The 19671-nt window shown below is 63.1% G+C and carries 17 protein-coding genes and 2 pseudogenes; 9 read left to right on the top strand and 10 right to left on the bottom strand.

What is annotated here, in order from left to right; all coding sequences use genetic code 11:
* Positions 1 to 36: 36 nt before the first annotated feature.
* Together ACZK2V_RS21690 and ACZK2V_RS21685 are read left to right on the top strand one after the other, a co-directional pair.
* On the top strand, positions 37 to 1203 hold the full coding sequence (locus tag ACZK2V_RS21690) for a TIR domain-containing protein (RefSeq protein WP_071227690.1): 1167 nt from the start codon (positions 37 to 39) through the stop codon (positions 1201 to 1203).
* Between the two features lie 187 nt (positions 1204 to 1390).
* On the top strand, positions 1391 to 1834 hold the full coding sequence (locus tag ACZK2V_RS21685) for a DUF4279 domain-containing protein (protein WP_071227689.1): 444 nt from the start codon (positions 1391 to 1393) through the stop codon (positions 1832 to 1834).
* On the opposite strand, the gene arr is transcribed toward ACZK2V_RS21685, so the two are convergent.
* Both arr and ubiK read right to left on the bottom strand, forming a co-directional pair.
* On the bottom strand, positions 1827 to 2261 hold the full coding sequence (arr, locus tag ACZK2V_RS21680; RefSeq protein WP_071227688.1) for an NAD(+)--rifampin ADP-ribosyltransferase: 435 nt from the start codon (positions 2259 to 2261) through the stop codon (positions 1827 to 1829). The genes ACZK2V_RS21685 and arr overlap by 8 nt on opposite strands.
* A 125-nt stretch (positions 2262 to 2386) precedes the next feature.
* Positions 2387 to 2638 carry a ubiquinone biosynthesis accessory factor UbiK gene (ubiK, locus tag ACZK2V_RS21675; RefSeq protein WP_049456468.1) on the bottom strand — a complete coding sequence of 84 codons (252 nt, stop codon included), beginning with the start codon at positions 2636 to 2638 and terminating at the stop codon, positions 2387 to 2389.
* 155 nt (positions 2639 to 2793) lie between these two features.
* On the opposite strand from ubiK, the gene ACZK2V_RS21670 reads away from it, so the two are divergent.
* Entirely contained in the window at positions 2794 to 3132 is a 339-nt protein-coding gene (locus ACZK2V_RS21670) for a P-II family nitrogen regulator (RefSeq protein ID WP_005411374.1), read from the top strand.
* A 76-nt stretch (positions 3133 to 3208) separates the two neighbouring features.
* On the opposite strand, the gene ACZK2V_RS21665 is transcribed toward ACZK2V_RS21670, so the two are convergent.
* Positions 3209 to 4171, bottom strand: a complete 963-nt coding sequence (locus ACZK2V_RS21665) for an IS110 family transposase (RefSeq protein ID WP_486322789.1) — start codon at positions 4169 to 4171, stop codon at positions 3209 to 3211.
* Between the two features lie 354 nt (positions 4172 to 4525).
* Positions 4526 to 5065 (bottom strand): annotated as a pseudogene (locus tag ACZK2V_RS21660) (RIO1 family regulatory kinase/ATPase domain-containing protein); the annotation flags it as partial.
* Between the two features lie 110 nt (positions 5066 to 5175).
* Here ACZK2V_RS21660 and istA point away from each other — a divergent pair.
* From istA to ACZK2V_RS21645, 3 genes are all read left to right on the top strand, one after another.
* Entirely contained in the window at positions 5176 to 6675 is a 1500-nt protein-coding gene (gene istA / locus ACZK2V_RS21655; protein ID WP_003097546.1) for an IS21-like element ISPa36 family transposase, read from the top strand.
* Complete coding sequence (gene istB, locus ACZK2V_RS21650; protein ID WP_003097544.1) at positions 6662 to 7453, top strand: IS21-like element ISPa36 family helper ATPase IstB; 792 nt, start codon at positions 6662 to 6664, stop codon at positions 7451 to 7453. The genes istA and istB overlap by 14 nt, the downstream gene beginning before the upstream one ends.
* Positions 7454 to 8098: 645 nt before the next feature.
* Entirely contained in the window at positions 8099 to 9004 is a 906-nt protein-coding gene (locus tag ACZK2V_RS21645) for an aspartyl/asparaginyl beta-hydroxylase domain-containing protein (protein ID WP_024957655.1), read from the top strand.
* 86 nt (positions 9005 to 9090) lie between these two features.
* Here the strand turns inward: ACZK2V_RS21645 and speE are convergent, their stop codons facing one another.
* Complete coding sequence (gene speE / locus ACZK2V_RS21640; protein WP_010482074.1) at positions 9091 to 9945, bottom strand: polyamine aminopropyltransferase; 855 nt, start codon at positions 9943 to 9945, stop codon at positions 9091 to 9093.
* A gap of 190 nt (positions 9946 to 10135) precedes the next feature.
* Here speE and speA point away from each other — a divergent pair, with 190 nt between their 5' ends.
* Together speA and ACZK2V_RS21630 are read left to right on the top strand one after the other, a co-directional pair.
* On the top strand, positions 10136 to 12025 hold the full coding sequence (speA, locus tag ACZK2V_RS21635) for an arginine decarboxylase (RefSeq protein ID WP_012512349.1): 1890 nt from the start codon (positions 10136 to 10138) through the stop codon (positions 12023 to 12025).
* Between the two features lie 83 nt (positions 12026 to 12108).
* Entirely contained in the window at positions 12109 to 12387 is a 279-nt protein-coding gene (locus ACZK2V_RS21630; protein ID WP_486322788.1) for a DUF6122 family protein, read from the top strand.
* Positions 12388 to 12957: 570 nt separating this feature from the next.
* Here the strand turns inward: ACZK2V_RS21630 and ACZK2V_RS21625 are convergent.
* From ACZK2V_RS21625 to ACZK2V_RS21615, 3 genes and pseudogenes are all read right to left on the bottom strand, one after another.
* Positions 12958 to 14273 (bottom strand): annotated as a pseudogene (locus ACZK2V_RS21625) (sensor histidine kinase).
* Complete coding sequence (locus ACZK2V_RS21620) at positions 14270 to 14929, bottom strand: response regulator transcription factor (protein ID WP_049461646.1); 660 nt, start codon at positions 14927 to 14929, stop codon at positions 14270 to 14272. The pseudogene ACZK2V_RS21625 and the gene ACZK2V_RS21620 overlap by 4 nt, the downstream one beginning before the upstream one ends.
* Positions 14929 to 15219 (bottom strand): PepSY domain-containing protein, encoded by a 291-nt coding sequence (locus tag ACZK2V_RS21615; RefSeq protein WP_005411366.1) that lies wholly within the window; start codon positions 15217 to 15219, stop codon positions 14929 to 14931. The genes ACZK2V_RS21620 and ACZK2V_RS21615 overlap by 1 nt, the downstream gene beginning before the upstream one ends.
* A 151-nt stretch (positions 15220 to 15370) precedes the next feature.
* On the opposite strand from ACZK2V_RS21615, the gene ACZK2V_RS21610 reads away from it, so the two are divergent.
* Complete coding sequence (locus ACZK2V_RS21610) at positions 15371 to 15805, top strand: PepSY domain-containing protein (protein WP_032127132.1); 435 nt, start codon at positions 15371 to 15373, stop codon at positions 15803 to 15805.
* Positions 15806 to 15948: 143 nt separating this feature from the next.
* Here ACZK2V_RS21610 and ACZK2V_RS21605 read toward each other — a convergent pair whose 3' ends face one another.
* Together ACZK2V_RS21605 and ACZK2V_RS21600 are read right to left on the bottom strand one after the other, a co-directional pair.
* Positions 15949 to 16317, bottom strand: coding sequence for a hypothetical protein (locus ACZK2V_RS21605; protein WP_049422920.1), 369 nt, complete (start codon positions 16315 to 16317; stop codon positions 15949 to 15951).
* Between the two features lie 144 nt (positions 16318 to 16461).
* Positions 16462 to 19665, bottom strand: a complete 3204-nt coding sequence (locus tag ACZK2V_RS21600) for a hypothetical protein (protein WP_049422921.1) — start codon at positions 19663 to 19665, stop codon at positions 16462 to 16464.
* Positions 19666 to 19671 lie beyond the last annotated feature (6 nt).

The raw sequence follows: 19671 nt of genomic DNA, 5'->3' as shown, positions 1-19671 counted from the left end.
ATTGCTCAACAGAAGTATCAGCAAAGGAATCTAGAAATGCTTAGAGTCTTCATTAGCTATGCGTCCGACGATAGAGAGCGAGTGCTCCCGTACTTTGAAAGATTGAGGCAGCAGGGGTTTTCTCCTTGGATAGATCAGCTAATTCTTCCTGGGCAGAGCTGGGAGCTTGAGATAACGAGAAACTTCAAGTCTGCTAACGCCATCATCATCTTCATGAGCGCTAGGAGCGTCACCAAGCGCGGGTTCGTCCAGCGAGAAGCGAAGGACGCGCTGGAGCTCATGCGGAACAAGTTGCACGGGGACATTTTCATCATTCCCGTTCTACTAGAAGATTGCGAAGTTCCTGACCAAATATCGGACAACTATCAGCACATTGACCTCAACGTCGAGGGGGCTTGGGATCAGGTTGTCGCGTCCCTGAAGCTGGCAGCGCAGCAACAAAGTGTGGACCTTGCCGACGGAGCAACGCATGGTCCCTTCAAGGTGTTTACGGAGGAGGTCAAGGAAGAGTGGAAGGGTAGGCCTGGTCACGACATCGAAGTTTCGTATCCACGGTTCGAGTCCGAGACCCATCAAGACGCTGCAAGAGAGCTGAGTCAGCTCTTCGCTGGCCGCGCTGCACGGACTCTGATTCACGCGAGGCAGCGGCCTTGGGAGCAGAACCCTGAATTCTTCGAAGAAGGAGCGGGGAATGCATTCAACGGGCGTTGGGATCACTTTTCAATTGAGTTAGTGAACGATGAAGTTCTCAGTCTTCATTACTCAGTCGGTTGGTATGGAGCCGGCGCGGCGCATCCCAATACTCACTTCGAATCCTACAACTTCTACATCAATGGCAGAGTCACTACGATGGAGTTGTCCGCCCTTTTCACTGACTCTGACGAAGCCTTGAAGAGGATAAGTGCTGCCTGCATTCAGCAATTGTCGAAGGAGTACTGGGAGAGAACTGCGGAGCTTCCAGAGCAGTCAGACATTGAATCATTCAGATCTGGCGCGGGTGAGGAGTGGGAGAATTTCCAGGTATTCACGATCTCTCGTAACGGCTTGAGGTTCCTGTTTCATCCTTACCAAGTCCATGCCTACGCGATGGGTTCATGGGGGGCGGAGGTGTCTTTCTATGATCTCTTGGATCTTCTGCCCGCTGATGGAATTCACGTAAAGCTTGGGCACAAGTCACTAGCCGCCGCAAAGACTTTGGACTAGTTAGTTAATGATCTTGCGTAGCGCGCTGAGACGTTGATCCAAGTACTTATAGGCATTATCTCAGGGGGATATGGGAATTTATTGGAATACTGGCGGAAATCCAGGAAGATGCGCGCTGCGTGGCGAAAGCGGATATCGACGAGGTGGACGGGTTGAAAAATATTCCTGAAAGGACAACTGAACTCGGATGGCAACATTCGATCATTCCCTGGTAACCCTCCGATTCTTCGGGGACGACCTCCTGCCCGAAGAAGTCAGTGCCTTGCTCGGAGCGACTCCAACCGCATCGCATCACAAGGGCCAGGAACTCAGAGGCAACCAATCAGGCACCGTGCGTATCGCCAGGACCGGCAGCTGGCAACTTGATGCGGAGCGTCGTGAGCCTGAAGATCTGGACGCTCAGATCTTCGAGATCCTCGATCAACTCACCGACGATCTCGCCGTATGGCAGTCATTGGCACGCTTCCGGCCTGATCTGTTCTGCGGTCTCTTCATGGGCAGCAACGGTGGTGTCTTGCTTTCGCCTCGCGCGCTGCTCGCCCTTGGTCAACGCGGCATTGAGCTCGGGCTGGACATCTATGAAGCCGATGAAGAAGTGCGCAACGCTCCATGCCCAGAGGTCATCAATTGATGATCTCCCCACTCCCCGAAGCAACAAACGCCCTCAACTGCCGAACGAATTCCGCGTCGTAGGCTTCCCACTCCACAATCTCCCCAACCACCCGCAACGGCTGCGCACTCCGATACGACCGCGTTGGGTTCCCGGGAAACTTCTTGTTGGTCACGTTCGGATCGTCCTCGAACGGCCCGGTCGGCGCCACCACATACACACGCGGTCGCCCTTCACCGCGGGCCATCTCCGCAGCCAGCCCGGCGCCCTTGGCAATCGTGGTGAAGTAGATGTGGTTCATCACCACGCTGTCGCGATAGTTGGACCGAAAGCCCGCGCTCAGCAGTTCGCCCACCGCCAGGTCAGCGCGGGTGCCGTGATAGAACGGCCCGACGACCTGGTCGCAGGTGTCATGCGAAACGGGTGTCCATTCGGTGTCCTGCGCCATCGGCACTGCCCCTGCGTGTCCTGCCGGATCGACAGGCCGGCGAGTCTAGGGCGCCCGGTGGGCCTTGCTGCAAGCCCCCATCCGGGAAATACTCTGTAGTGGGAGGCGCGGTGCGCCTCCTTTTTTCATTCTGCGGCGCCGCGCCCTTCCAGTTCGCGCACGGCCGTTTCCAGCGCGTCCAGCTTTTCGCGGGTCTTCAGCAGCACGGCGCGCTGTACTTCGAACTCCTCGCGGGTGACCAGGTCCAGCTTGGCCAGGCCGGCCTGCAGTGCGCTCTTGAAGGTGGCCTGCAGTTCCTCGCGCGATTCGCGCAGGCCCGGCGGCACCAGGTCGCTGAGGCGACGGGCGAGGTCATCGATGTGGTTCAGGTCGATCATGGGGTGCTCCGTGGGGGTGGGCCCGTGCATCCGGCGCGGGCAGGCCATTCGGGCACAAGGATACTGCTGGCACCCAGTGCCCGGACAGGCGGCAGCGGCTTCGCACGGGCCGCGTTCAGGCGCTATCCTCCACGCCGGAAGACAGGAGATAGACGATGAAGATGGTCATGGCGGTGATCAAGCCGTTCAAGCTCGACGACGTGCGCGAAGCGCTGGCCGAGCGTGGGGTCACCGGGATCACGGTGACGGAAGTGAAGGGCTTTGGTCGCCAGAAGGGCCATACCGAGCTGTACCGCGGCGCGGAGTATGTGGTCGATTTCCTGCCGAAGGTGAAGCTGGAAGTGGCGGTGACCGATGACCAGGTGGAGGCGGTGGTTGAGGCCATCGTGAAGGCCGCCGGGACCGGGAAGATTGGTGACGGCAAGGTGTTCGTGTACGACCTGGGCAGCGTGGTGCGTATTCGTACCGGGGAACTGGACGCGGACGCGTTGTAACCCGTTCGGCGGGATGTTGTAGAGCCGAGCCGATGCTCGGCTTGCTCTTTGTAGAGTCGAGATCCTATGTTCGTGGTCAAGCCTGCTGGAAGCAGGCTTGACCCACCTTCAGCATGGCCGGATCGAAGTCCCGGCCGCTTTTGAAGACACCCCAGGCGATCCTGGCCAGCTTTCTGGCCAGGATGTTGAAGACGGCGGTGCTGGGGTGACCGCGTTTTGACAGCTCGTCGTAGAGCGGTTGCCCCCGACGACACCGCTTGAGCCCCATGGCGGCCATGTAGAGCATCTGGCGCAGCACTGGCGCGCCCTGTTTGGACAGCCGACGCCGTCCCGTTCTGCCGCCAGACTCGTTAGGCCGGGGATCCAGGCCGGTGCAGGCGATCCACGCGTTGGCGTTGGCCAACGGCCAGCGCGTCATGTAGTAAATCAGGTGAGCGGCGACGGCGGGGCCGATACCAGGGATGGTCAACAGGCGCTTGTAGAGCGCGCCATGCTCTCCATCGCGACCCAAGCGCTGCAGTTCGCTTTCCAGCTCGGACAGCGTCCCAGCCAGAGCGCAGAACAGATCTGACAGCTCCCCGGGGGCACTTTTGCTTACCCCGAAGGATTGCTCCAGGCGCGCGCGTGTCTTTACCAGCGTCTGCCGCTTGCGCAGCAAATCGTGCATCTGCTGCTGCTCGTCGGTACGCGGTACGTATTCACGCAGGCGATCGTTCTCCTTCTTCACGTACCGGGCGATCGCTTCGGCGTCCATGGCGTCCGTCTTGCCACGCGAGCCCGTCGCCCGGCCGTAGTACTTGATCAGACGTGGATTGATCACATAGACAACGTGGCCTGCCTGGCCAGCCATCCGAGCCAACAACTCGTAGTACCGCCCCGTCGCCTCCATGCCAATCCGGCATCGCTGGGGCAAGGTGTTGAGCCACTGGGCTATGCCGGCCCGGGTGTTGGCGATCCTGTCGCCGGCCTTGCGGTCGGCCACTGCCGGTACGAACTCCTTGGAGTCCACGTCCACGCCAATATCGAGAGAATCAGACATTTGTACGGCTCCCAGCTATCTTTAAGGGGCTGGGGTGGTACCGCACCGACGTTAGCTTGCCTACATCGACGATCCCCTTTGGGGGCCGTACGATCCTTTATCGACGTTCGTGTGCGGGATGGGGATCGCTCGACTCGTCTGTCGGCTAGTATCCGCAGATGCATGCTTGACGGTCCCTCCACCCTGGCTCCTACATACCTCGTAGGAGCCGGGAGGAACATACAAGCTTGCTCGACTGCTCTGCGCTTCAGTCGAGCAAGCTCGACTCTACGAAACGGCAGCCGAGCATGGGCTCGACTCTACAAAGAGCGGTAAAGCGGTCGAGCAAGCTCGACCCCTACCAAAGCAAAGCATTTACCGGCGCTTGGCCCACTTATAGAACCGCTTCCAGCCCTGGCGCACGGCGGCGACCCAGCCGGGGTCGGCCACCAGTGCGGCCTGCGCGGCACTCGGCGCTTGGCCGGTTACGCGCTGGCGGATCTTCAGCAGGTTCTTCATGTCGCTGCGGCGCATCTGCCGGCTCAGCGGGTTGCGGCGCAGCCAACGCGGGGCCCGCCAGGCCGAGGTGAAGTCCAGCAGCACCGGTACGCCGCTGCTGACCACCACGTTGGTGCCATGCAGGTCGTTGTGGGTGATGCCGGCGGCGTGCAGGCGGCTGAGCGCGTGCTGCAGCTGCTCGAACACTTCATTGCCAACGGCCTGTGCGGTGCTCAGGGTCTGGCCGGGAATGAACTCCATGCCCAGCGCCAGGCCACCGAGGGTGCCGAGCAGCGCGGGGGCATGCTTCCAGCCGCCGAGGCGCTGCAGCATGCGGGCTTCACGGCGAACCATCAGCCGGGCGATCAGCGAAACGGGAGTGCCGCGGTAGCGGGAATAGTCCTTGATGACTGTTGGCGCGCATCCAGAACTGACCCACTTTCGGCGGTGATGCGCGGGTAAAACTGACCCACCTGAAGCCCACATCCTGAGCATCTTTTGCTCGGGGGATTTCAGGAGTGATCACCATGGTCATGTTGGCCAAGATCCGGCGGATGCATTTCCGCGATGGCCTGCCGCTGCGCGAGATCGCCAAGCGCACGGGCCTATCCCGCAATACCATCCGGCGATGGCTGCGCAGCGGCCAGTCCGAGCCGGTCTATCCCAGGCGAGCCTCGCCCTCCCGGCTCGATCCCTACCGGTCCCAGTTGGAGACGTGGCTGCGTGCCGACAGCCATCGTCCCCGGCGGGAACAACGCACCGCCAAGGTGCTGTTCTCGCAGTTGCAGGCGATCGGCTATCCGGGCACCTACACCCGGGTGACGGCCTTCATCCGCCAGTGGAAGGCGGCCGGCGGCGCCAGCCGCCGCCCGGCCTTCGTGCCGTTGCACTTTCCTCCGGGTGAAGCCTTCCAGTTCGACTGGAGCCGCGAGTACGCCTTCGTCGGCAGCCACGCCAAGATGCCGCTGGATCTCGCCCACGTGAAGCTGGCCTGCAGCCGCGCCTTCTGGTTGGTGGCCTATCCCACCCAGAGCCACGAGATGCTGTTCGATGCTCATACCCAGGCGTTTACCGCCTTCGGTGGCGTGCCGCGCCGCGGCATCTACGACAACATGAAGACGGCGGTGGACGGGATCGGCCAGCACCGGGAACGGCGGGTCAACGCCCGCTTCCACGCCATGACCAGCCACTACCTGTTCGCCGCGGAGTTCTGCAACCGCGCCGCGGGTTGGGAGAAGGGGCGGGTCGAGAAGAACGTGCAGGACCGGCGCCGACAGATCTGGATCGAGGCCGGGGCCCGCCACTGGCCAGATCTGGACACCCTCAACGCCTGGCTCGCCAGCGAGTGCCGCGCCGCTTGGCCGATGCAGGCGCATCCGGATGCCTCCGACATCACCGTGGCCGAAGCTCTGGAGGACGAACAGCCCCACCTGATGCCGATGCCCGCGCCCTTCGACGGCTACATCGAGCGGCCGGTGCGGGTCAGTTCGACCGCGCTGGTCAGCTTCCAGCGCAACCGCTACAGCGTGCCGTGCGAACACGCCCACGCCGTCGCCAGCCTGCGCGTGTATCCCTTCGAACTGGCCGTGGTGGTCGGCGAGGCCGAGGTCGCCCGCCACCGGCGCAGCTTCGAGCGTGATCGGGTCCACTACGACTGGCAGCACTACATCGCCCTGGTCCAGCGCAAGCCGGGGGCACTGCGTGACGGCGCGCCGTTCCTGTCCATGCCCGATCCGCTGCGCAAGCTGCAGCAGGTGTTGCTGCGCCAGCCTCACGGCGACCGCGCCATGGCCCAGGTGCTGGCCGCCGTACCCGTGCACGGGCTCGAAGCGGTACTGGTGGCGGTGGAACTGGCACTCGAGTCCGGCCTGGTGCGCGCCGACCACGTGCTCAACGTGCTGGGGCGATTGCAGCATCCGGACCGCACGATCGAGACGGTCGCCTCGCGAGTGACGCTGCGTCATCCGCCGGTGTCCGATCCGGCCCGCTACGACGCCCTGCGGGAGGCAGATCATGTCGACGCCTGACCTGCCGCTGCGCATGCAGCAGCTCAAGCTGCACGGCATGGCCAGCCAGTGGCCCGAACTGCTGGCCAAGATGCGCCTGCACACCATGGAGCCCGAACACTGGATGGCCGAACTGCTGCAGGCCGAGTCCGCCGAACGGCAGGTTCGTGCCCAGGCCAACCAGATGAAGGCCGCACGTTTCCCCGTCCATCGTGACCTGCTCGGGTTCGACTTCGCGGCCAGTCCCGTTGATCGCGCACTGGTCGAACGACTCCACCAGGGTGACTTCATCCACACCCCCGAGAACGTCGTCCTTGTCGGTGGACCGGGCACCGGCAAGACCCACCTGGCCACCGCCATCGGCATCCAGGCCGTGCGCCAGCATCGCCTGCGCGTGCGCTTCTTCTCCACCATCGAACTGGTCAATGCGCTGGAGAAGGAACAGGCCCAGGGCAAGGCCGGGCAGATCGCCCTGCGCCTGACCTATGCCGACCTGGTCATCCTCGATGAACTGGGCTACCTGCCGTTCACCCCCTCAGGCGGCGCGCTGCTGTTCCACCTGATCAGCAAGCTCTACGAGCGCACCAGCCTCGCCATCACCACCAACTTGGCCTTCTCCGAATGGGGTCAGGTGTTCGGCGACGCCAAGATGACCACCGCGCTGCTGGATCGCATCACCCACCACTGCCACATCCTGGAGACCGGCAACGACTCCTGGCGGCTGCGCAACAGCACCGCCGCCAACAAGACCAAAGCCAGAATCAGGGCAAAGGAGGCCACCACCCAGACCACCAACTGATACCCTCAGCCCCGTACACCGGGTGGGTCAAAGTTCAACGCGCAGCCTGGGTCAGTTTTAAGTGCGCGCCAACACTTGATGACCGCCTCGCGCCCGTCCAGGCAGGTACGGTAGACGTCGGGGGCCAGGAAGCGTTCGCCGCGCTTGAGCAGCAGCGGGGTGGCGGCGTCATCGCCGCAGGAGGAGGGGGGCAGAGCGGGAAGATACATGTCGGGGTCTCGGACGACCCGGTGGGTGGCGCAAAGCGTCAAGCGAACCGGTGTTACAGGGAGTTACTAAGTTTTCGTTAATTTTAGTACTCGCCAGTTCGCTATTCCACGATTTGTCGGAGAAATGTCGGGGTCGTGGCTGGAACAGTTCGTCGCGCCCAATCGGACAATTCTGTCTCACTTTGTCGGTGATTCTTTCAAAATCAATAGGTTGCGTTTCGCTCTATTTCGTTCATCCGCGGCCCGCTGAACGTCACGCACGTCCAGCTTGACCCCGACGCACGGCCTGCCGACCATAAGCTGTTAATTCGCGACATCGGCGGCCGCCCCTTCCTGGCACGTCCCCGTCCCCTGCCGCGGTCCCCACCGGTGCTGGCCGTCCGGCCGTGCATCGCCCTGATTCCCGTTCCGGCTGCGGCTGGAGGAAAGTGTTTTGATCATCAAAATCGTCATTGCAGCGCTGTTCGTCGCCTGCGTGCTGTACATCCACTTCCGTGGCAAGGTCCGCGCGCGCTGGTCGCGCCAGCTGCTGGACCACTCCAGTTTCATGGCCCCGATCAACGTGGTCATGTACATGTTCTCGAAGGTGCCGACCACGCCGTTCCTGGACCCGGCCAAGGAATTCCCGCAGCTGGAGCCGCTGCGCCAGAACTGGCAGATGATCCGCGACGAGGCGCTGGCGCTGCGCGATGCACAGAAGATCGCTGCGTCCAGCACGTTCAACGACGCCGGCTTCAACTCGTTCTTCCGCCGTGGCTGGAAGCGCTTCTACCTGAAGTGGTATGGCCCGTCGCATCCGTCGGCGAAGGCGATGTGCCCCAAGACCACCGCGCTACTGGAGTCGCTGCCGGATGTGCGCGCGGCGATGTTCGCGCAGCTGCCGTCGGGCAGCGAACTGCGCCCGCACCGCGACCCGTTCGCCGGTTCGCTGCGCCTGCACCTGGGCCTGGCCACGCCCAACAACGACGGCTGCTACATCGAAGTGGACGGCATCAAGAAGAGCTGGCGCGACGGCGAGTGGATGATGTTCGACGAGACCTACATCCACCACGCGCACAACGAGACGCCGGATGATCGCGTGATCCTGTTCTGCGACATCGCCCGCCCGCTGCGCTTCGGCCTGCCGGGCCTGTTCAACCGCGCGGTGGCGGCCACGCTGCTGGCCGGTGGTGCCTCGCCGAACCTGCCGGGTGACCCGACCGGTGGCGTCAACAAGGCCTTTGGCAGCGTCTACAAGGTGCGCCTGAAGGCCAAGGCACTGCGCGAGCGCAGCGTGGTGGCCTACCAGCTGATCAAGTGGGGCCTGGTGGTGGCGGTGATCGCGGGTATCTGGGCGCTTTGATCGTTACATGAGGTTGCCGGCCAGCGGCCGGCACTACCGCAACATGAAAAAACCCGCGCTGTTGCCAGCGCGGGTTTTTTGTTGGATCAACCCTTCAGTGCCGCCTGCACGAACGGCGGGGTCACCAGCACGCCGGTGTGCAGCGCGGCGGTGTAGTACAGGGTGTTGAAGGTCTTGGCGGCCGAGTCGGCCTGGCGGAAGTCGAAGCTGCTGTCGCCCTTGCGCGCCATGGTCACGCTCCACCAGCCGGTGGGGTAGCACGGCTGCGGGAACGGCAGGGTCTTGAACGAGCCGAAGCCGGCCTTGCCCATCTCGGTGCGCATTTCATTGATCAGCTCCAGCTGCATCAGCGGCGACTCGGACTGCTGCACCAGGATGCCGTCGTCCTTCAGGGCCTTGAAGCAGCTCTCGTAGAAGGCCTTGTTGAACAGGCCTTCGCCCGGGCCGACCGGGTCGGTCGAGTCCACGATCACCACGTCCACGCTGCCGGCCGGGCAGTTGGCCATGTAGGCCACGCCGTCGTCGAACAGCAGCTCGGCGCGGGCGTCGTCGTTGGAGTCGCACAGTTCCGGGAAGTGCTTGCGCGCCATCACGGTGACCTGCTCGTCGATATCGCACTGGGTCACGCTCTCCACGCCGGTGTGCTTGAGCACTTCGCGCAGGGTGCCGCAGTCGCCGCCGCCGATGATCACCACGCGCTTGGGCGCGGCGTGGGTGAACAGCACCGGGTGGCTGATCATCTCGTGGTAGAAGAAGTTGTCCTTGCTGGTCAGCATGATGGCCCCGTCGATGGTCATCAGGTTGCCCCAGTCGGTGGTCTGGAAGATCTCGATCTTCTGGAACGGCGACTGCACCTCGTCCAGCTTGCCGGTGATGCGGTAGCCGATGGCCGAGCCGGTGCGCTCGAAGTGTTCGATGTACCAGTTGTTGCTGTCAGTCATTGAAAACAGTCCTGTTCGGAGGGGTGAAGCCGGGCTGGCGGGCGGGGCCGCGTGGCACAGATGCCACATCCGGACGGATCGGCCCGTTCAGGTTGGAACCTGTCACGGGCGCGGGCGCGCATGATAACGAACCTGTGGGCATATAGGCGTTATCATGCCCCCCCTTTTATTGCCAACAAGGCCGACTGAAATGACCGATTGGTCCCTCGACCAAGCCCGCAAGACCTACTCGATCCCGCATTGGGCGGACGGTTACTTCGACGTGGATCAGGCCGGGCACATGGTGGTGAGACCGACCGGGGCGGACGGCCCGGTGGTGTCGCTGCCCAAGGTGGTGGACGCGGCCCGTGCGGCCGGCGCCAAGCTGCCGCTGCTGGTGCGCTTCCCGGACATCCTCGGCCAGCGCCTGGGCAAGCTGCAGGCGGCCTTCGGCCAGGCCCAGCAGGACTGGGAGTACAGCGGCGGCTACACCGCCGTGTACCCGATCAAGGTCAACCAGACCCGCGGCGTGGCCGGCACCCTGGCCAGCCACCACGGCGAGGGCTTCGGGCTGGAAGCGGGCAGCAAGCCCGAGCTGATGGCGGTGCTGGCGCTGTCGCGCCCGGGTGGCCTGATCGTCTGCAACGGCTACAAGGACCGCGAGTACATCCGCCTGGCCCTGATCGGCCGCAAGCTGGGCCTGCAGACCTTCATCGTCATCGAGAAGCCGTCCGAGCTGAAGCTGGTGCTGGAAGAGTCCAAGGCGCTGGACGTGAAGCCGGGCCTGGGCGTGCGCATGCGCCTGGCCTCGCTGGGCGCCGGCAAGTGGCAGAACAGCGGTGGTGACAAGGCCAAGTTCGGCCTGTCCCCGCGCCAGCTGCTGGACCTGTGGAAGTCGCTGCGTGACACCGAGTACGCCGACTGCCTGAACCTGCTGCACTTCCACATGGGCTCGCAGATCTCCAACGTGCGCGACATCGCCAACGGCATGCGCGAAGCCACCCGCTACTTCGTGGAGCTGTCGCGCCTGGGCGCGAAGATCACTCACGTCGATGTGGGCGGTGGCCTGGGCGTGGACTATGAAGGCACCCGTTCGCGCAGCTTCTGCTCGATCAACTACGGCCTGCATTCCTACGCCAGCAACATCGTGCAGCCGCTGGCCAATGCCTGCGAAGAGTTCGGCCTGACTCCGCCGCGCATCGTCACCGAGTGCGGCCGCGCGATGACCGCGCACCACGCGGTGCTGATCGCCAATGTCTCGGAAGTGGAAGAGGCGCAGGAAGGCCGCGTGCCGGACCAGCACGACGACGAGCCGGCCGCGATCCGCCACCTGCGCGAGATCCACGACGAGCTGGACGTGCGCCCGGCGGTGGAACTGTTCCAGGAAGCACAGCACTTCCACGCCGAAGGCCTGGCCAGCTATGCGCTGGGCCAGATCGACCTGCCGCAGCGTGCGCGCATCGACGATCTGTTCTACGCCATCGCCCATGGCGTGCGTGCGCGCCTGAGCTACGACGAGAAGAGCCATCGCCCGGTGCTGGATGAACTGAACGAGCGCCTGGTCGACAAGTATTTCGTCAACTTCAGCGTGTTCGAATCGATCCCGGACGTGTGGGCGATCGACCAGGTGTTTCCGATCGTGCCGATCGAGCGCCTGGACGAAACCCCGGACCGCCGCGGCATCATCGCCGACATGACCTGCGACTCGGACGGCATGGTGGAAACCTATGTCGAGAACGAGAGCCTGGACAGCTCGCTGCCGCTGCACAAGATGAAGCCGGGCGAGAGCTACCGCATCGGCTTCTTCATGGTCGGCGCCTACCAGGAGATCCTGGGCGACATCCACAACCTGTTCGGCGATACCGACGCGGTGGAAGTGCTGGCCGATGCCGATGGCTATGCCATCACCCAGCAGCGCCGTGGCGACACCACCGATGTGATGCTGGATTACGTGGGCTACCGCCTGGACGAACTGCGTGCCACCTACGCACAGCGCGTGGCCGAGGCGCAGCTGTCGCCGGAACGCGCGCAGGAGTTGTCGGAGGCGCTGGAAGCCGGCCTGACCGGTTACACCTACCTGTCCGACGAACCGCTGGTCTGAGGTCAACGGGAACGCCGGGCATGGCCCGGCGCTTCCGGTCCCGATGAGCGCGCGCGATCTTCCACCTGTTCCTGCATGCCGCCGTGCCAGCCCTGCTGGCATGGCTGTTCTGGCGCAAGCGCTTCGCCTCGGCGTGGCTGCTGATGCTGCTGGGCTGGATCATCGATCTGGACCATCTGCTGGCCGATCCGATCTATGCACCGAACCGCTGCAGCATCGGGTTCCACCCCTTGCACACCGCACCGGCCATCGCGGTCTATGCGGGGCTGTGCGTGCCGAAGAAGACGCGGTTGTTCGGCATCGGTTTGATCATCCACATCGTGCTGGACGCGATTGATTGCTGGTGGATGCATCACCGTTGATGCTGGGTGCGTGTCGACCAAGGTCGACACCTACCGGGGGCGCGATGGCCGAGGGAACTGATGCACTGCTTTGGTAGATGCCGACCTTGGTCGGCGCTTTTGATGCGTGTCGACCAAGGTCGATACCTACCGGAAGCACGGCGACCGGTAGGGTTGGCGCTTGGTAGAGCCGGCCGTTGGGTTGGCCAAGGTCGACACCTACCGGATGCACGATGGCCGACGGAACCGATGCACTGCTTTGGTAGATGCCGACCTTGGTCGGCGCTTTTGATGCGTGTCGACCAAGGTCGACACCTACCGGGTCCACGGCGAACGGCGTTCCCGGTGATCACGTGGTTGCCGGCCAGCGGCCGGCACTACCCGCCGTTGGGTTGGCCAAGGTCGACACCTACCGGGTGCACGATGGCCGACGGAACCGATGCACTGCTTTGGTAGATGCCGACCTTGGTCGGCGCTTTTGATGCGTGTCGACCAAGGTCGACACCTACCGGATGCACGGCGAACGGTGTTCCCGTTGATCACGTGGTTGCCGGCCAGCGGCCGGCACTACCCGCCGTCAGGTTGGCCGCCTCACGCCACCGGCAACCACAACGTCGCACGCAGGCCGGGCTGCGCATTTTCCAGCGCCACGCGTCCGCCATAACTGGCGGCGATATCCCCGACAATCGCCAACCCCAGCCCACTGCTGCCCTCGCGCTCATCCAGCCGCACGCCGCGCTGGGTGACCCGTTCCAGGGCGTCCGCAGCCAGGCCAGGGCCGTCGTCACGTACTTCGATGCGCAACTGGCCGTCGTCGGGTTCCGCGCTGACGTGGACCTGCTGCCGTGCCCAACGTCCGGCGTTGTCCAGCAGATTGCCCAGCATTTCCTCCAGGTCCGCACCGGCACCGGCGAACTGCAGCGCCGGATCGATACCAGCCGCCGTGAACGTGATGCCACGTTCGCCATGCACGCGTGCCATCAGCCGGCACATCGCCTGTGCGACGGCCGCCACGTCGGTGCGCTGGCGATGGTCGGCAGCCAGTCCTGCAGCCAGGTAACGGTCGACACTGGCCTGCATACGCGCACTCTGCTCGCGTACGGTGGCGCGCCAGTCCGCGCCGTCGCCGTCGGCCTCAGTGGCCAGCACGCTCAGCGGGGTTTTCAGCGCATGCGCCAGATCCTGTGCACTGGTGCGCGCGCGCGACCATGCGTTGCTGATGCTCCAGCAGCGCGTTGAGCTCCTCGCCCAGCGGTGCGACCTCCGCACCCAGCCCCTGTGTATCGATGCGCTGCGCGTCGCCGCGCCGCACCCGTTCCAGCTGTGCACCGAGGCGATGCAATGGACGCAATCCGAAGTGCACCTGGCTGGCCAGCACCGCCAGCCACGCCGCGACCAACACACCCAGCGCGATGGCAGTACGCTGGCGGAACGCGGCAACGTCTGCATCCAGCGCGCTGCGATCGGTGGCAACCACGGCCACGAACGGTTCGTTGGCGCGTGGCAGGCGCACCTGCTGCACGCGTGCGCGCAGGGATTGCTGCAGCGGTCCAGCCAGATTGCGGGTGGCCGCTCCCATGGCCGTGGCAGGCAGCGTTTCATCCCACAGCGAGCGCGATTGCAGCAGCACACGGCCATCGGCACCGGCGATCTGCCAGTAAGCACCTGAGAACACGCGCTGGAAGCGTGCGTCATTCGGTTCCTGGCGCAGGCGCAGCTGTCCGTCCGCATCCACTTCGGCCTGCGCCAACAGGGTCAGCATGTCCTGCTGCAGTTCATGGTCGAAGCGATCGCGCGCTGCGCTTGAACAGCTCGCCCAGCAGTGCGCTGGCCAGCAGCGAGACCAGCAGCAGGCCGACGCCACCGGCCAGCAGCAGGCGCCGCCGCAGCGAGGGTTGCCGGTTCATGGCGCGGCCAGCCGCCAACCCTGGCCGCGCACGGTCTGGATCAGATCGATGCCGAGCTTGCGGCGCACCCGCCCGAGCAGCACGTCCAGTGCGTTCGAGTCCGGATCGTGGCCGCCATCGAACACCTGTTCGCCCAGGCGGTCGCGGCCGATCACCTGGCCGCTGTGGTGGATGAGGTAACTGAGCAGGCGGAACTCCTGCGGGCTCAGCGACAGCGCCTGCCCATCCAGTTCAAAGCGGCCGGCGTTGACGTCCAGCTGCAGCGGGCCGCAGTGCAGGCGCGGGCTGGCGTGGCCGTGGCTGCGACGGATCAGTGCGCGCAGGCGCAGCACCAGTTCGTCGGCCTGGAACGGCTTGGTGAGATAGTCATCGGCACCGGCATCGAACCCAGCCAGCTTGTCGTGCCAGCGCCCGCGTGCGGTCAGCACCAGCACCGGAAAGCTGCGGCCGTTGCCGCGCCAGCGTTCGATCACGCTCAGTCCGTCCAGCCCGGGCAGGCCCAGATCGACGATGGCGGCCTGCAGATCTTCGATCTGGCCGATCTCCTCGGCCTGGCGGCCGTCGGCGACCACGTGCACCACGTAGCCGGCCTGCTCCAGCAGGGGCACCAGGCGCTGTGCCAGCGCGGCATCGTCTTCGGCCAACAGGATGCGCATCAGTCGTCGAGCTCCGTCTTCAGCAGCTTTCCGCTGCGCGCATCATAGTCCAGCTCCACCACCACGCCGTCGCCGCGCAGGATCTCCACTTCGTAGACGCCGTCGTCCAGCTCCACTTCCAGCAGCTGGCCCGGAAAGCGCTTGAGCGCATCGCGCACCACGCTTTCCAGCGGCACGTAGCGGCCCTGCTGCACGGCGCGGCGCGCGACCTGCTGCGCCGGGTCCTGTGCTGGCGCGGCGGCGGTCGGGGCGCTGGCCAGGGCCAGCAGCAGGGGCAGGGTGGAGAGCATCGGGGCGCAGGGCGGGCTGTAGGAACAGGCGTGAGTGTGCCGGGGCTGACTAACAGCTGGCTAACAGTGCCGGCTAAGGAGCTGTTAACCACGGGGTGCATTGTGGCGTTGCCGGGATGGTCCGGCCACGAACACGAACAGGAGAACCCCCATGTTGAAGTCGCTCACCCTCGCCACTGTTGCTCTGCTGGCCATCGCACCGGCCGCACAGGCTGCACCGCTGGGCATGGCCCAGGTCGAACAGACCCTGCGCAAGGCCGGCTACACCCAGATCCATGAGATCGAACGCGATGATGGCCTGTGGGAGGCTGACGTGAGCCGCGCCGATGGCCGCTTCAGCGAGGTCTACGTTGACCCCAAGACCGGCGAGATCTTCGACGAGCACAGCGGCCGCGCGCTGTTGACCACCGAGCAGGTGCTGGCACGGGCACAGGCGCATGGCCTGCGCGAGATCCATTCGCTGGAACGCGATGGTGCGACCTGGTCGCTGGAAGCCCGCAATGCCCGCAACCAGAAGGTGGACGTGCGCCTGAGCGGCTATGACGGCCGCATCCTGCACAGCGAGCGCGACGGCTGGCTGGATTGATTCGCGTGCCGGTAGGTGCCGGCCGCTGGCCGGCACACGGGGAGAAAGCGTGTCGACCAAGGTCGACACCTACCGGTCGGATGGCGTGGGTTGGAATATGCTAATTTTGGTCGGCGGAAAAGGTATATCCGGCCCAAGCCTTTTCAGCCATCGGCCTCCCCACGTTCAGCCTCGATGATTGGCAGTTGAGCCGCAAAGAAGTTCGCTGCTACAAGTGCATTGATGAGCACGTAGCTGCAGATGGCAGTGTCCAGCCAGGCTCCCGAAAACAGTGAGATCGCCAGGCCCATCGACGCGAGAATGACCGTGGCGAGGAAGTTGCCACCCCTGGCTGCGCGCGATCTGGCCAGAGCGGTGGCCTGACGCCACCAGAATCCATCGGCGTAGCGGCGGCCCTTTGCTATACCGAGATTGTAGCGCTGGACATTGATACCCCGGATAAGGGCGTACACTTCCAACGGCAGCAGGATGAGCAGATTGAAGGCGATCAACAGCGGCGATAGTTCTTCCACGTAGTTTCCTTACCAAGCTGCGGGATTGCAGCGACAAACCAAGCTTGCTGGGTCGCTGCGACACATCCTGTCGCTCGTTCGGAACCCATACGTGGTCCGGACGTTGACGCTGGCCGGAAGGCCAGCGTCTTGTCTTATGATCGGTCAGTGCTGCGGCTGGACGCGCCAGCGTCCAGTACGCAGCCAGGTCTCATGCGAATTGGGTGAGTACACGCTCAGAAGTCCCTGGTCGTTGGCGCACAGGTAGTTCCAACAGCCGTCTTCAAGGGTCAGATCCGCGAACGTCCGGCCATCCTGGCTGAGCAGGAGCTTGCTGTGGCTTGTGTGCCAGAAGACGCTCATGTTCTCCAAGTGGAAGGCGTCTCGTACGGAAATACTGTCCTTGTCCCGGCTCCATTCGTAGGCTTTGGTAGCACGGAACAACTCGTTGGATCCAAAGCACAGCAGATGATCGGCCATCCGCGTGACCAATACACCGGAACCATGGTTCATCCGTCCCTCCCACGTGCAATTGCGCCATCCTTTGCCGGGCACGAAGTACTTTACAGCGGGCTCGAGTTCAGTCTTCTTCTTGTCATTGCCGTAGATCCAATTGTAGGTGCAGAAGATCAGCAATGAGTGATGGCCCGGAAGTGCACGCAGGGCGTCAACCTCCATACCCTCTGGCAAGTTGGGTGTGCCTTCCCAGCGGGACCAAGGGCTGTCCAACGACTGAGTGGCAAACAGCACCGTCTCGCGATAGCTGCCAGTCTCCTCTGAATCGAACACCAACCCCTTCTTGGTGTACTTGTAACTACAGTCGCAGAGGAATCGCCAGATCCAGATGCCTTCGAACTGTACGATGTCATCTGTAGGCGAACAGGAATAATCCCCTTCGTTGATGGGATACGACGTTCGATTCCAGTGACGGCCGTCGGACGAGTATGCAAAGCCTTCGCTGTACCCGGTGAGAATCCAGGTGCCGCTGACCACGAGGATATTCTTGGTCGAAGTGGTTTCCACGCCAAAGGGGTGGACCTCCTCCCACTGCACGCGGTCATCACTGAGGTAGTAGCGGCCTTCTTGCGTGGCAACCAGCCAGCGGTCACCGTTGGTCTTCATATCCCGGATCTGCTCCGGGTCGCAGGGTGGGGAGGTGATATCTTCCCAATCGATGCTGACAAGCAGCACCTGACCGTCCTTCTCCACCGTAGCCGAACGGCTGGCCAGGTTCTTCTCGCGCTGCTTCTGGAGTGCAAGCTCCCGTTCACGCAAGCGCCGTTCGAGTACAGGTGTGGAGAAGTCTCCTTCTGCGAACAGTCCCAGCTGGCAGTCGGCATCGTCGCAGGCGCTCGAGAAGCTATCCAGTGTTTTCTCCAAACGCCGCTGATAGTGCTCGAACTGATCGCTCCACTGCTCATTTTCTGCAGAGTTGTCGAGATCAAAGTCCGCGTATCCGGAATCGTTCTCGAAGTCGAATCTGGGGAGTCCGAACCGACTTACCAGCGCATTGGCTGAAGACAAGGCACCGGCGTGGGTGGCGAGCAGATCAACCACCTTGCCGCGCATCTGGTTCAGCGTATTGGCACAGGACTTTCGACCCACCGAGAAGGCCGTAGATCCCACCGCGTTGGTGAATTTGCTGAAAATCCCCTCATCAAAGGGAGAGGCGCCAAGGAAGTAGCTGTAATCGATGGCCTTCATGCCGGCCTTGCTCAGGTCACCGGAGAGGTTGATGGCCGCCAGGCTTGCTGCGTGGAGCTCTCGCCTGGCATCAGTGAAGGTGTCAACGAGGCTGAATTCACGATAGCGCAGAACGTTGGACCAGCCAGCAGTCAGCCGCGACAGCCGCGCGCCTGCCTGCAGCACACGTTCGTGATCCTCATCCGCGAGTACCGACTGGATGGCTGCAAGCTGCTCCTTGAACTGTGCTGGCTTGAGCACTCCGAGGATGCGCATTACCTGCGGACTCTCAATTTTTCGTCCTTCAATGGAGAGCAGGAAGAATGCATCCAACAGCCAGCAGTACACGCGATTGTCATCGGTCAGCAGCACGCGCAGCTCTTCCAGCTGTTCAGCCTGCATGTGGCCGCGGGTGTCCCTCGAGAGGAAGCGCGACACTGCCGTAGGCGTATCAGCCTTGGCGGCCAGGTGGTTGATGAAGTCGCGGCCGAGTGGTCCGCACTCCGAAGCATCCGGCAGGCAGAGCGACAGCAACTCGATGTAGGTGCGCCGCTGGTCTGCGTCCTCGGCTGCATCAAGGAAGCTGTGCTGCTTGATGTCCGGTAGCCGGGAAACCAGCGAGATCTGCTCTTGCTGCTCTTCAGGGGGCGGAAATACGTCGGCCTGGACGTCAAGCCCATTGATGTCGCGGTAAATGGCGATGGCCAGCAGGCCCCCACCCACGATCTCCGCGACCAGGTCACGCAACGTGTACGTCGTTGCCAGGCCGTCGAACTCGTCACCAAAGATGCGGGAGATGATTTTCTCACGCGCGGCATCTGAATTGCACAGCTCATCGTCGCTGATCAGCGCCATGATCCTGCTGTGCTGGTCGGACAGATAGTAGAGCGCATTGAATCCGATGCCGGAAACATTGGACTGGATGAACGCGGACTCGATCTCAATGTCTTCGGTGACGATTTGGATGTTGCGTCGGTAAAGATCGATGCCAGTAACATCCATCTGGTCGATGAGGTCGATGATGAAGTCAAGCAGGCGGGCCTCGTCATCACAGTTGACGCCAAGATTCTCAAGCGTCACCACCAGGTGATTGATGTCCTCCAGCGTCAGCTCGATATCCTGGTGCTTGAGCATGAAGTCATAAGCGAGCTGTACGACAAGAAGCGAGCGCGGGAGTGAGCGATAGCGCCGCTTGTTTGCCTCGATGTTCAGCGACCACTTGTTGAGCCGGACATTGTTCTCAAGGGGGCGAAGCCGGTTGCCAATCCTGTCGATTGCCTCGTCGAGGAAACAGCGGGTTTCGATGATGAACTCATTCATCGTCCCGAGATTGTTGCGGATGACGGCGATGGCCTGAGCGTTGATCAGGTTCTGCTGCTGAAGCTGTTGGAGATAGTACCAGGCAATCTTCTGGATCTTCAGCGTGTCATGTTGGTTGGCAAGCGCATTGTTGCGGGTCGAGCCGCTGATGGCGCCGAGCAGACGTTTGCAGAAGCCGGCACCGGCCTGCTTCTGAAGCCGGTCCTGGCTGCTGGTCAGCAGTCGGGACGCGTCGAGCGCCAATCGCTGGGTCATGGCCGCATTGCCGCGGTGACGTTCAACAAGATCTGCGACTGCTCGCTGTTCATCCGCGTCGAGCGACGAATGGAAAACGTCCATGGATGTGTCTTCGATGATGCTGTTCATGGCTGG

Source organism: Stenotrophomonas sp. 93052_Sma (genome assembly GCF_056481145.1).
This window is presented reverse-complemented; position numbering and strand designations above follow the sequence as displayed.